This is a genomic window from Taurinivorans muris, from assembly GCF_025232395.1.
Lineage (GTDB): Bacteria > Desulfobacterota > Desulfovibrionia > Desulfovibrionales > Desulfovibrionaceae > Taurinivorans > Taurinivorans muris.
On the sequence record NZ_CP065938.1, the window covers coordinates 545,111 to 558,296 of the forward strand.

Genomic DNA, 13,186 nt, shown 5'->3' on the forward strand with positions numbered 1-13,186 from the left:
ATGGGTATCTGCAAGACTGAAGAAGCGATTGAAGATTTCAAGCAAGGAAAAATGATTATCCTTGCCGATGACGAAGACAGGGAAAATGAAGGTGACTTGACTATCGCCGCTGAATTTATCACTCCTGAAATAATTAATTTTATGGCGAAATACGGCCGAGGGCTTATTTGTTTGCCGATGACGAATGAAATGGCTGATAAATTGGAGTTGCCGCTTATGACACAAAGAAACGGCTCGAAATTCGGCACGAACTTCACTGTTTCCATTGAAGCCAGAGAGGGAGTTACCACGGGTATTTCCGCTTTTGACAGGGCGCATACCATTTTAACGGCGGTCAATCCCAATAGCAAAGCCAGGGATATTGTTACGCCGGGACATATTTTTCCCCTCAGGGCGAATAACGGCGGCGTGTTGATTCGGGCGGGGCAAACGGAAGGCAGCGTTGATTTGGCAAAATTGGCTGGGCTCACTCCGGCGGCGGTTATTTGTGAAATCATGAATGAAGACGGCACAATGTCAAGAATGCCGGATTTGGAAAAATTTTCCAAAGAACATGATATTAAGATTGCGACCATTAAGGACCTTATCCAATACAGATTGAAAAAAGGACAAGTCGCCGTTAAACGTGCCGCGGAAGCGAGCATGCCGACTGCTTTTGGCGATTTCAAAATTATCGCTTATGAAAATTCTTTGGATAACCAAACACATATTGCTTTGGTCAAAGGTGATGTCACAACGCCCGAACCTGTACTGGTCCGTGTGCACAGCGAATGTCTGACCGGAGACGTTTTCGCGTCCATGCGCTGCGACTGCGGAGGGCAGCTGCACAGCGCCATGGCTCAAATCGAAAAAGAAGGACGCGGAATTATTTTATATATGCGTCAGGAGGGGCGCGGTATCGGGCTTGCCAATAAAATAAAAGCTTATGCTTTGCAGGATGAAGGCTTGGATACTGTCGAAGCGAACAATATGCTCGGTTTCAAAGCCGATTTGCGTGATTACGGGCTTGGGGCGCAAATTCTTGTTGATTTGGGCGTGTCAAAACTGCGCATTTTAACAAATAATCCCAAAAAAATTATCGGGCTTGAAGGGTATGGCTTGGAAATAGTCGAACGCATCCCTCTTGAGCTGCTGCCAAGTCCTTATAATGAAAAATATCTGCAAACCAAAAAAGAAAAATTAGGTCACTTATTCGGTAATAGCTGCCGGCATATTCACGGCAATTACGGTGATTTTTAAAGGAGCGTGCAATGTACCATATCAAAACCGTTGAAGGATTAATGGAAGCAAAAGGATATAAAATCGCAATTATCGCTTCCCGTTTTAATGATTTTATGGTAAATTCCCTTATTGGCGGCGCTGTCGATTATTTGGTCCGGCACGGTGCGGATAAGGATGATTTGACTATCGTTCGGGTACCGGGGGCGTTTGAAATGCCTATCGTTGCCAAAAAACTCGCCGAAAGCAAAAAATATGACGGCATTGTCGCCGTTGGCGCCGTAATCCGCGGTGCCACGCCTCATTTTGATTTTGTCGCTGCCGAAACAACAAAAGGGCTTGCCCATGTTTCGCTCGAATACGGCATTCCTGTCGGTTTCGGTTTATTAACCACCGATAATATGGAACAAGCTATTGAGCGCTCAGGCAGCAAAGCCGGCAATAAAGGTGTGGAAGCCGCTTCCGCTCTTCTTGAAACTTTGCAGGTTCTCAAACAATTATAACATACTGTCAGGAAATTTATGCAAACTACGAAAAGCGTTCCGCGCCGTTTATCCAGAATTAAAGCCTTTCAATTTCTTTACGGTCTTGAATTTGCCGAAATACAAGATGTTCAGCGCCTTGAAAACAATTATAAGAATTTTCCGACCCAAGAAGGTGATGAAGAAAATATCTGCGAAGGGTTCACATGGGAACTTATCCTCGGTGTTTGGCAAAATTCCAAAGAGCTTGATTTCATTGTTCAGCAATATTCCAAGAAATGGCGTTTGGACAGAGTGGGAAAAGTGGAGCTTTGCCTTCTTCGCCTCGCCCTTTTTGAAATGAAATTCAGGGATGATATTCCCGATAAGGTTGCTATCAATGAGGCTCTGGAATTGAATAAAATTTTTGGCGAAGAACGCTCGCAGGCTTTTATCAACGGTATTTTGGACAATTATTCAAAATCGAAAAACGAAAACAAATAAGTGTTGAGGTATAATATGGCATTGCCAAATCGTTATGATGCAGAGTCCATTGAATTAAAATGGCAGCAATATTGGGTGGACAATAACAGTTTCAATTGTGAAATCGATGAAACACGTCAAAAATATTATGTTTTGGAAATGTTCCCCTATCCCTCTGGCAATATTCACATGGGACATGTGCGGAACTATTCCATCGGTGATGTTGTTGCGCGTTTTCGCCGCATGCAGGGGTATAATGTCATGCACCCCATGGGCTGGGATGCTTTTGGTCTGCCAGCGGAAAACGCCGCTATTAAAAACAATATCCATCCCGGTTCATGGACGTATTCCAATATTGACAACATGCGTAAGCAATTGAAAAGATTAGGATATTCATACGATTGGCGCAGAGAAGTCGCAACTTGCCACCCTAAATATTACAAATGGGAACAGGAATTTTTCTTAAAGTGGCTTGAAAAGGGTTTGGTCTACCGTAAAAAAGCGCCTCAAAACTGGTGTCCGAACTGTCATACCGTTCTTGCCAACGAGCAGGTGGAAGACGGTAAATGCTGGCGCTGCGACACTCTTGTCGAACAAAAAGAATTAACGCAGTGGTTTTTGAAAATCACGGATTATGCCGATGAACTTTTGGCAGACTTGCAAAAATTATCCGGTGGCTGGCCCGAACGCGTTTTATCCATGCAAAATAACTGGATAGGCAAATCAATAGGCGCTGAAGCCGTTTTCAAATTGGAAAACGGAAAAGGCGAAATCAAAATTTTCACAACCCGCCCCGATACGATTTTCGGTGTTACGTTTATGACTTTGGCTCCGGAACATCCAATTGTGGACAGCCTTATTGCCGGTGTTGAAAACGAAGCTGAACTTCGCGCCTTCATCACCAAAATCCGTAATATGGATAAAATCGCCCGTCAATCCGATTCCAACGAAAAAGAGGGTATTTTTACCGGTTCTTACGCCATCAATCCTTTTACGGGCGAAAGAATACCTATTTGGCTTGGCAACTTTGTTTTGGCGGAATACGGCACCGGTGCCGTCATGGCTGTTCCCGCCCATGATCAAAGGGACTTCGAATTTGCCAAGAAATATTCTATCCCGTTGAAAGCCGTTATTTCAAAAGACGGTGCGGATTATGACGCCGCCGGTCTTGAATGTGCCTACACGGAACCCGGAATCATGATAAATTCCGGCGAGTTTTCCGGTTTATCCAATGAAGAAGGCAAAGGAAAAATTATTGAAGCCCTTGAAAAAAACGGCTTTGGCAAAAAAACGGTCAATTTCCGTCTGCGTGACTGGAATATTTCCCGCCAGCGCTATTGGGGGGCTCCTATTCCTGTTGTGTACTGCGAAGATTGCGGAATGGTGGCAGTAAAGCAGGAAGATTTGCCGGTTCTTCTTCCTCTTGATGTGAAAACCCATGAGGACGGACGTTCTCCTTTGCCGACTTTTGACGCTTTTGTGAACACAACTTGTCCGAAATGCGGAAAACCCGCAAAACGTGAAACTGACACCATGGATACTTTTGTGGAATCTTCCTGGTATTTTGCCCGCTATACGGACGCCAGAAACGATGAAGCTCCTTTTTCCGGGAAAGCGTTATCATATTGGCTTCCTGTCGATCAATACATCGGCGGCGTCGAACATGCCATTCTGCACTTGCTGTATTCCCGTTTCTTTACGAAAGTTTTGCGTGATTTAGGGTATATGCCGAAATCCATTGATGAACCTTTCAGCAATCTTTTAACGCAGGGAATGGTGCTCAAAGACGGTTCAAAAATGTCCAAATCAAAAGGCAATGTCGTTGATCCCACGGAAATGATCGCTCAATACGGAGCGGACACTGTCCGTTTATTCTGCTTGTTTGCCGCCCCTCCTGAAAGGGATTTTGACTGGAGTGAAACGGGAATTGAAGGTTCTTACCGTTTCCTGCAGCGCGTATGGCGTTTGTATCATGAAGTGCGCCCGAATATTTATGGTGTAAAAGCCTGTTCGTCCACTAAGGAACAAGCCGATTCCGCTCCGGCAAAAGCTTTGCGTCTGCGTGAGCATTCAACGGTGAAAAAAGTTAGCGACGACATTGGCAGCAGATATCAATTCAATACCGCCATTGCCGCTATTATGGAACTTGTGAATGAAACTTACGCGTTAAAAGACGAACTTGCAAAAACAGAAAACGGCAAAGCGATTTTATCTTCCGCCATGGCAACCGTTATCACCTTGCTTGCGCCGATTACTCCCCATGTTTGCGAAGAGTTTTGGAGCGATTTGGGCTTTGCGGGAACCGTCAGTGCCGAAAATTGGCCGCATTACAAAGAAGATGCTTTGGAAAAAGACATTCTTACCATTGTGATACAAATTAACGGCAAATTACGCGGTAAAATTGATGTGCCTTCTTCCGCAGGCAAAGAAGAGCTTGAACAATTCGCTCTGAACGAACCTAATATCCAAAAACATCTGGAAGGGCTGACAGTGAGAAAAGTCATTGTCATTCCTCAAAAACTTGTCAATATCGTTGCGAATTGATATGAGAAGATTTTTCTGTTTATTGATTTGCTCCCTTTTTATCCTGAGCTCTTGCGGGTATAAGGTTCACGGAACAAGGCAAACCGTTCCGAATTCAATTTTCGGTAATGGCACAAGTACTGTCGCCATTACCAAGATTGAAGACCCTTCCTTGTATCCGTGGATAAATTATTACCTCACAAACGCATTCCATACGGAAATGAATTTTCGCAAACTCGCAAAATGGGAAGTTTCCGAAAAAGCGGATTATCATATTGAGATTATTCTGCATAAATTCGATACTTCCGCCAGTCTGACCGATGAACAGGATAACACGTTGCTGAATACCGTTAATATTCAAATGGAAGTGCGTGTTAAAAATATACGTGAAAATACGAATTGGTCCACAGGCATATTGTCTTATTATGAATATTTCCAGCTTATTACGGAAGTGGAAGCCGTGCGGGAAATTTTACAGGAACTTGTTTATTTGTCTTTTAACGCTTTTGAAAACAATTTTTAAGAGGGGTTATGGAGCAAATAGCCGGTTTTTATTTTTGTCATTGCCCAGATATGCAGCTGGCGAAAGAACATATTGAGAATACGTACATACGTTCTTTTGGCGATGCATGGATAAATGCGGAAAGGCATATTGTCTGGACCGATGAAATCAATGCCTTTTTAGCAGGACTTGACGCCATCGGTTTTGAAACAAAAAACAAAATATACTATCTGCGTGATTGCCATGAATTGACTTTGGAGCAATGGAAAAAAATTTCATTGGCGCTGGCGAAGCCGAGAACAGATGTTTTTTCCGTTTTTTTTATCCACAATGCCCTTGATAAGGGCAAATTAAAATTACCGCAGGTCATTCAAAAGCAGAAATGTTTTGAATTTGCACAAAAAAAAGGCTGGATATTTGAATCTGTCGGAATAACGGAAAAAAATTTTGTTCAAACTATCAAAAATGAAGCGAAATTGAAATACGATCTCAATCTCAGCAGCGATGTTTTGAATATTTTGAAAGAAATTTTATCTCCTGATTATAACAGTATCAATAATATATTGGCACAACTCAGCCTTTTTGCGGGACAAGCCGGACAAAACGAAATTTCACCGTCCATAGTCGCGCAACTGACCAATTATACGCCAGAACTGGTCTTGTTTGACGTGATAAAAAAAATCGAAACCGGTAGCAGCCGCGAAGTTTTTAAACTGCTTTTTAACGATGCAAGGCAAATTGAAGACAGTTATTTATTCGCGTTTATCGCCCTTATGATGCGGGAAATGAGGCTGTTATGGAAGATTAAGGCAAAAGAGCAAGTTTTTTTGCCGTCAAGCCAAATCAAACCCAAAACGGATATTGCGGTCCGATTGGGGTTCACCAATATTTCAAAAATAATTTCCTTATTATGTTTTGCTGAATTTGCCGTGAAAAGCGGCAGAAAAAGTCCTTTGAACACGTTTGAAGAATTGATAAAAGATATTCTGAAAATTTATAAAAAAGATACTCATCAATTATCAACCCTTTATTCACAAAATATCGGAAATTGATATGACCGCTGACGAACAACACTATCTCGGACACAGACAAAGGCTTAGGGAACGCATTTTAAAAAATCCGCAGGAAGCGGAAGCCTATGAACTTTTGGAACTGCTTTTGGGATATGTCCATAAACGTTCCGACACCAAACCCTTGGCAAAGGAATTGCTGAAACATTTCGGCTCGGTTTGGGGCGTGCTCAATGCTCACCCCACGGAACTTGAAACGATCAAAGGTTTTGGGGAATCTTCAAAAATTTTTTTTATTTTATTGCGCGAAATTGTCGCAAGATATTTTATTGAACCGATAAAAGATAAGAAATCCGTAACGTTGGATGAAATTGCAATGCTTGCCCGGTGCAGGCTTGACGGTCTTTGTCATGAAGAAATTTGGGTTGCCTTACTTGACAATAACAATAGACTGCTTAGTTTTGATAAGGTACATGCAGGAACAATGGATGCGGCATTTTGTTCACCCAAAATGATAGCTGAAATCGCCATAACCAAAAAGGCGACAGCCCTCATTCTTATCCATAACCATCCGGGAGGCGTCACAAAGGCTTCTTGGGCGGACAGGGAAACAACCTTGCATATTCAAAAGGTGATGAATTTAATGGGAATACGGTTTTTAGACCATTTGATTATTGCTGACGGAAAAGTTATCAGTTTGGCAAACAATCATCTTTTGGATGAAAATGAAATCATTTTCAATGATAATGATAAAAGCATAGTATAGAAAACAGGATAGCGTAATGGTAAAGAAAAAAGACGACGAAAATTTTGAAATCGAAGATAAGCCCAAAAAAAGGGGCAGACCTAAAAAAAGCGCTGCAAAAGAAACAAAAATAGTAGATTCCGTTCCGACTGAACAAGAGGAAATTTTTATTAATGAACAAGCACTGCTCAATGAAGTTCCTCATGAAATCGGTCTGTTGTCTTTACGTGAAAATGTGCTTTTCAATTCAATGATCATGCCCATATACGAAACGCGTGAAAGCGGCATTGCGGTTATAGAAAAAGCGTATAACAGCTCTAAATTCATTTTTATCACCGCACAGAAAGACAGTTTTGTCGATGAACCGAAAATAAACGATTTATACGCTATCGGAACAGTGGGACTTATTTTGCGGATGGTGAAGCTGCCGAACGGACACATCAAAGCCCTCATACAGGGAATAAGCCGTGCCAAATGTTTAGGGGAAATCGCCAAAGCGGAATATCCGCAGGTATTTATTGAACTTATCAAGGAAAAAACCGCCGATATCAACCCTGAAGTTACGGCAAGGATACGGCTCGCCCGTGAATACAGCGAAAAAATCCTGCAGCTTCGCGGTGTGCCTATTGCTGAAATCATGGCGATTTTAATGCAGGTTGACGAACCCGGAAAATTAGCGGATTTAATAGCGTCAAATATGCGGATAAAAGCCGATGAAGCTCAAGTCATGCTTGAATGTTTAGACCCTGTCGAACGTTTGAACATTGTTATAAAACACCTTTTAAAAGAAGTCGAAATTGCCGATTTGCAGGCGAAAATTCAAAATATTGCCCGCGAAGGCATGGATAAAGCTCAAAAGACCTATTATTTACGTGAACAAATCAAAGCCATACGTTCCGAACTCGGCGAAAATGCCAATATGGACGAAGAGCTTGACACGCTGCGGGAAAATTTGGAGAAAATAGGGCTCAGCAAAGAAGCGAAAGCGGAAGCGAAAAAACAACTGTACCGTTTGTCGAATATGGGTGTTGATTCGGCTGAAGCCAACGTCGTGCGCACGTATTTGGACTGGCTTGTCGAATTGCCGTGGAAAAAGACCACAAAAGATATTTTGGACATCGCCAAAGCCAAAAAACTGCTTGACGCCGACCATTATGGACTAACTAAAATAAAAGACCGGATTTTGGAATTTTTGAGCGTGAGAAAATTAAATCCGCAGTCAAAGGCGACGATACTTTGTTTCGTAGGTCCTCCGGGGGTGGGCAAAACTTCCTTGGGTCGTTCCATTGCCAAGGCTATGAATAGGAAATTTCAGCGTATTTCCTTGGGCGGTATGCGGGATGAAGCTGAAATCAGAGGACACAGGCGAACCTATGTCGGTGCCATGCCCGGTCGGATCATTCAGGCGATGAAAAATGCAGGTACCAAAAATCCCGTGATCGTGCTTGATGAAATCGATAAATTGGGCAATGATTTCAGAGGGGACCCAAGTTCTGCTTTGCTTGAAGCACTTGACCCCGAACAAAACAGCCATTTCAGCGATCATTATTTGAATGTCGAATTCGATTTGTCAAAGGTTTTGTTTTTATGCACAGCCAACAATATTGATTCTATTCCGCATGCGCTTCGTGACAGGATGGAAATCATACGTATTTCAGGTTATACCGAACTTGAAAAACTTGCTATTGTAAAATCGTATATTCTCAAACGGCAAATACTTGATAACGGTCTTACGGAAAAACAAATAAAAATCACGGATAATTCCATTAAAAAAGTAATCCGTGAATATACGCGTGAAGCCGGCTTGCGCAATCTGGAACGGGAAATCGGGGCGATTTGCCGCAAAGTGGCAAGGAAAGTGGCGGAACATGAAATCACATATTGTTCCGTTACGCCTAAAATGATTGAAGAACTCCTCGGAGCTCCAAGATTTTTGGAAGAAGAACGTGAAAAAAAATTGCTCCCCGGTGTTGCGACAGGGCTTGCGTGGACGCAATCGGGCGGCGATGTGCTTTTTGTGGAAGTTTCAAAAATGAAAGGAAAAGGAGCTGTTCAGATTACCGGACAACTCGGCGATGTTATGAAAGAAAGCTGTCAAGCCGCTGTTTCCTATATACGCAGCCATGCGGACATCTTGAAAGTGGAAGAAGATTTTTATGAAAAATACGATTTGCATATCCATGTTCCGGAAGGAGCGACTCCGAAAGACGGACCTTCCGCGGGCGTGACATTGTTTGCCGCCATTTTATCTTCTTTGCTCGATGTGTCGGCAAAATCCGAATACTGCATGACGGGGGAAATAACCTTGCGCGGCAGAGTATTGCCGGTTGGCGGTATTAAAGAAAAAATCCTGGCGGCTGTTACCCGAGGCTTGAAAGATGTGATTATTCCGAAACAGAATATGAAAGATTTGGAAGATATTCCTGCCGAACTATTGGAAAAAATCACGGTGCATCCGGTAACGCATGTTGATGATGTGAGAAAATTGATTTTTTAAATATAACAGCCTTTTTTGATTTGGATATTTTTTCCAGTTCAAAAAAGGCTTTTTTTAATTTTGAAAATATCCGTAAATTTCTTGTTTGTCCGTAATGCCGCTTGCCAAAAGAACAGCCATTTTGATACGGGCTTTTTTTGCGGAATAATCGAAAGCCGGAATTGCCCCATATCTGATTAATTTTCCAAGCCCTCCTGAAAAATCATAACAATCGGCGACACCGCCGTTTGCACAGTCAGAAGTGATTATGACATAACAACCTGAATTGATAAGTTTTTCGATGTTCTTGGCAAGTTCTTCGGTTACATTGCCGCGCCCGAACGCTTCTATGATGATGGCTTGGTATTTCAATTTTTCATAATAGCCGAGTATGTCGCCGGTGCAATTTAAACTTGCTTTGTAAATATCAATATTGGCAAAAGGCGGTTTTATCTTAAAATATTCCTGTTCACGGGGAACTTGCGCGATATGCACATTTCCTCTGTCGACAGTTCCCAACATGCCGTAATATTGAGCTGTGAACGCCTGCAAAAAATGCGTATGGGATTTATGGACGTATTTGGGCATGAAAAGCGCCTGATTAAAAAGAACGGTCACACCTGAATTTCGGATTTTTTCTGAACAGACAGTCCAAACCGCATGCTGCAAATTGGAAAGGGCGTCGCTTCCGAGTTCATCACCGGAGCGCTGGGAACCGGTTACGATGACCGGTCTGTTTTCATTTTCAGGATAGCACAGACTTAAAAAATAGGCGCTTTCTTCCAATGTGTCCGTACCATGGGTTATTATGATTCCGAGAGCGGCTGTATTGGAAAATATTTTATGAACATGCTCAGTTATTTCATATACCAAATCGAATGTCATCAATGAGCTGTCAATGGCGGCTATTTCATGATAAACAAGTTCGCAGGAAAACGGAATGTCGAGTTTTGATGCAAGATTTTGTATCGGGGTTTTTCCAAGTTTCGCGCCGTGTTCGGTTTGTTTGGCTGAAATTGTGCCGCCGGTTGCAATGATGTGGATTTGCTGCATAATTCTTTTATTATTGGTGTGGTATTATAAAATTATTCTTCGGTATTCAGTATGGCTGCTTTTGTACGCGGCGCATTTTCCCTGAACAGTTCCACGGATAGCGCCATTCCGGTTTTATCATCCAATTCCATCAATAAGCCGTTTAAAGCTCCCTGACCCACAGCGCGTTGAAAACTTGAAGGCCGTTTTGTCAAAAAACGGGGCAATACCGATTCAAAACTCATTCCCAAACAAGACTGTTCGACCCCGCACATTCCCAAATCAGTCATATACGCAGTGCCGTTCGGTAAAATTTGGGCATCAGCGGTTTGAACATGGGTATGCGTGCCAAAAACAGCACTTACTTTACCGTCCAATGCAAAACCCATTGATTTTTTTTCACTTGTCGCTTCCGCATGAAAATCGACAAAACGAAAAATGATTTCATCATCCAGTGAATTGACAAAATCAAAAGCAGCCTGAAAAGGACAGGGAAGCGCGTCCATGAATGTTGTTCCTTCAATATTCAAAACCGCGATTTTTCTTCCGTCCGGCAAAATGAAAATATTTGCCCCCCGTCCCGGCGCAGGTTCCGGATAATTCTTAGGGCGCAGCACTCTTTGTTCGCTTTCAAATTTTCCGTAAACTTCACGGTTTTTCCAGCTGTGATTGCCGCCGGTTATGCAGTCGATTTTAGCATTTAAAAGTTCATTTATCGTTGATGTGGTGATGCCGACTCCGCCTGCGCTGTTTTCACCGTTCGCTATGACAAAATCAATGTTCAATTCTTCTTTCAAATAAGGGATACGGCTTCTTACGGCTTGTCTGCCAATGCTTCCGCAAATATCGCCCAATGCTAACACTCTCATTTTTTATCCTGACAAATTTGTTTTGCCTACCATGCAAAAATATGAAATTTTCGTCAAGCAGGACTTTTGCCCCCTTGCAAATTTTTATAAAAAAAACTAGACTGATTACATTGAATTTAATGGATATTTTTTATGAGTGAACAAACGCAAAACCAGACAAAAAAATTTTTTCTCGGAAATATGTTAGCCATGGCGGCAACCGTTATTTGGGCGGGGAATTTTATTGCCGCCAAAATTCTCGCCAATGCCTATTCCGGTTTGGAAATGAGTTACTGGCGGTGGCTTATCGCGATGATTTTTGCTTTTCCTTTTGCAATGAAACATATGAAGCAGGATATTCCGTATATTTTCAAGGAATGGAAATTAATGCTTTTTTACGGCGGTATCGGTTGTTTTTTCAGCAACTTGCTTCTTTATAACGCACCTCATACCGCTCCTGCTGTCGATATGACTATTTTAATGGCGACTTCGCCTTTGCTTATGATGTTTTTATCATGGATTTTTTTCAAGGAAAAAATAAATCCTTTTTGGATTATGGGTTCAATTATCGCATTGATTGGTGTTTGCGTGCTTTTGACAAAAGGAAATTTTAAAATTTTTCAAGAGGTGAATTTTACGGTAGGGCATTTTTGGACTTTGGGGTGTTCTTTCTTTTTTGCTTTATATTCAATATCATTACGTTTGTTTAAAGAAAAAATCAATATTTGGGTATTTTTGGAAACAACATTCATCATTGCGTTCATGACAAATTTTTCAAGCTGTCTGATTTTCAATCAGGCGCTTCCGGTCATTCATTCCCTCAAAGATTTTGGAGCGGTTCTCTATATTGGAATTTTTTCTTCTTTGGTGGCGTATATTTGTTGGAACAAAGCCATTGAACTTATCGGCGCCGTCCGTACGGGAATAATTTACTACCTTGTTCCTGTTTTCGGCTCATTCTTTGCCGTTATTTTAATAAATGAAACAATCGGTATTTTTCAGCTCATCGGCGGAACAATGGTTCTTGGCGGGGTTCTCATCTGCACATGTTTCAAAAATCATTAATGCACAGTTCTTTGTTTATCATGGATTGAAAAATTCGTATATCTTGTCCGTCAGGCAAAGACGAAAGAATGGCTCGCAAATATCCTTGCCGGCTGAGCAGTTTTAAACTTTCCTTGAAATGCAAACCGAATATCCAGCCGCACAGCAATATTTTAAAATCGTTCACATAAACAAGATCGGTATACTTTATCGGCATTTTCCGTATCGCCAAATCCAAAATATGTTCGGAATACGCTTCCGGCTCATCTTTCACATGCAAAACGACGCTGTCTTTTTCCGGCAAGCTGTGCGTGAAATTTTCAGCCATGACAAATATGATGTCCAGTTTGTCGGCATCCTGGATTATTTTGGCAAGAACAAGTATTTCTTCAGGCAATTTTTTAGGAAATTCCAATTTGTTGTGCAATATGATTGCGGATAAGATTTTTTTTCGTATGGTTTCAGGCTCGTTATCCAGCATATTGTATTTTTTCAAAACCTGTATTGCGATATGCGCATGGTTTTTACTGGCGCTGTCAAGAAAGGTCTTATAGGTTTCGTATTGCAAAAATCTGCCGATATCGTGATATAAAGCGATCAATCTTGCGCAATACCGGTCTTCTTCGGATAAATCCAAGCGGTTGATGATATGTTCCGTATTGCTAACCACACGCAGCGTGTGTTCTCTTTTTAAAATCAAACAAGGTTCATTTTTGTTTTGTAAAAAAGAATCGACATAGGTTAAAAAATTTTGTTCGTGCCGTGCGTAATTATTTGTCATGTTTCTTTTCTTCCGTGTTTTTCCATAAATTTTTTCTTAAAATTCCGCGTGGTCCGTACAAGA

At 41.8% G+C, this 13,186-nt stretch carries 12 protein-coding genes; 9 read left to right on the forward strand and 3 right to left on the reverse strand.

Translation table 11 applies throughout. From position 1 onward, the window contains the following. The 8 genes from JBF11_RS02480 to lon are packed head-to-tail and all read left to right on the forward strand — an operon-like array spanning nt 1 to nt 9,439. Nucleotides 1-1,239 carry a bifunctional 3,4-dihydroxy-2-butanone-4-phosphate synthase/GTP cyclohydrolase II gene (locus JBF11_RS02480; protein WP_334315805.1) on the forward strand — a complete coding sequence of 413 codons (1,239 nt, stop codon included), beginning with the start codon at nt 1-3 and terminating at the stop codon, nt 1,237-1,239. A gap of 11 nt (nt 1,240-1,250) precedes the next feature. Continuing rightward, nucleotides 1,251-1,721, forward strand: a complete 471-nt coding sequence (gene ribH, locus JBF11_RS02485; protein WP_334315806.1) for a 6,7-dimethyl-8-ribityllumazine synthase — start codon at nt 1,251-1,253, stop codon at nt 1,719-1,721. A gap of 18 nt (nt 1,722-1,739) precedes the next feature. Next, the gene (gene nusB / locus JBF11_RS02490) at nt 1,740-2,183 is read left to right on the forward strand and encodes a transcription antitermination factor NusB (protein WP_334315807.1); all 444 of its coding nucleotides are present in this window, start codon (nt 1,740-1,742) and stop codon (nt 2,181-2,183) included. 15 nt (nt 2,184-2,198) lie between these two features. After that, nucleotides 2,199-4,706 carry a leucine--tRNA ligase gene (gene leuS / locus JBF11_RS02495; RefSeq protein ID WP_334315808.1) on the forward strand — a complete coding sequence of 836 codons (2,508 nt, stop codon included), beginning with the start codon at nt 2,199-2,201 and terminating at the stop codon, nt 4,704-4,706. Between the two features lies 1 nt (nt 4,707). Beyond that, on the forward strand, nt 4,708-5,208 hold the full coding sequence (locus JBF11_RS02500) for a hypothetical protein (RefSeq protein ID WP_334315809.1): 501 nt from the start codon (nt 4,708-4,710) through the stop codon (nt 5,206-5,208). An 8-nt stretch (nt 5,209-5,216) separates the two neighbouring features. After that, nucleotides 5,217-6,239: a DNA polymerase III subunit delta gene (locus JBF11_RS02505; protein WP_334315810.1), complete on the forward strand. Its 1,023-nt coding sequence runs from the start codon at nt 5,217-5,219 to the stop codon at nt 6,237-6,239. Between the two features lies 1 nt (nt 6,240). Beyond that, entirely contained in the window at nt 6,241-6,963 is a 723-nt protein-coding gene (locus JBF11_RS02510; protein WP_334315811.1) for a JAB domain-containing protein, read from the forward strand. A gap of 16 nt (nt 6,964-6,979) precedes the next feature. Further along, nucleotides 6,980-9,439: an endopeptidase La gene (gene lon, locus JBF11_RS02515; protein WP_334315812.1), complete on the forward strand. Its 2,460-nt coding sequence runs from the start codon at nt 6,980-6,982 to the stop codon at nt 9,437-9,439. A gap of 54 nt (nt 9,440-9,493) precedes the next feature. On the opposite strand, the gene JBF11_RS02520 is transcribed toward lon, so the two are convergent. Together JBF11_RS02520 and JBF11_RS02525 are read right to left on the reverse strand one after the other, a co-directional pair. Next, a complete protein-coding gene (locus JBF11_RS02520; protein WP_334315813.1) occupies nt 9,494-10,471 on the reverse strand; it encodes an asparaginase in 978 nt (325 codons plus the stop codon). A gap of 32 nt (nt 10,472-10,503) precedes the next feature. Then, nucleotides 10,504-11,319, reverse strand: a complete 816-nt coding sequence (locus tag JBF11_RS02525; RefSeq protein WP_334315814.1) for a TIGR00282 family metallophosphoesterase — start codon at nt 11,317-11,319, stop codon at nt 10,504-10,506. Between the two features lie 132 nt (nt 11,320-11,451). Here JBF11_RS02525 and JBF11_RS02530 point away from each other — a divergent pair, with 132 nt between their 5' ends. Beyond that, nucleotides 11,452-12,363, forward strand: coding sequence for a DMT family transporter (locus tag JBF11_RS02530; protein ID WP_334315815.1), 912 nt, complete (start codon nt 11,452-11,454; stop codon nt 12,361-12,363). Here the strand turns inward: JBF11_RS02530 and JBF11_RS02535 are convergent. After that, nucleotides 12,350-13,123, reverse strand: coding sequence for an HD domain-containing protein (locus JBF11_RS02535; protein ID WP_334315816.1), 774 nt, complete (start codon nt 13,121-13,123; stop codon nt 12,350-12,352). The two genes, JBF11_RS02530 and JBF11_RS02535, sit on opposite strands and share 14 nt — an antisense overlap. Between the last annotated feature and the right edge of the window lie 63 nt (nt 13,124-13,186).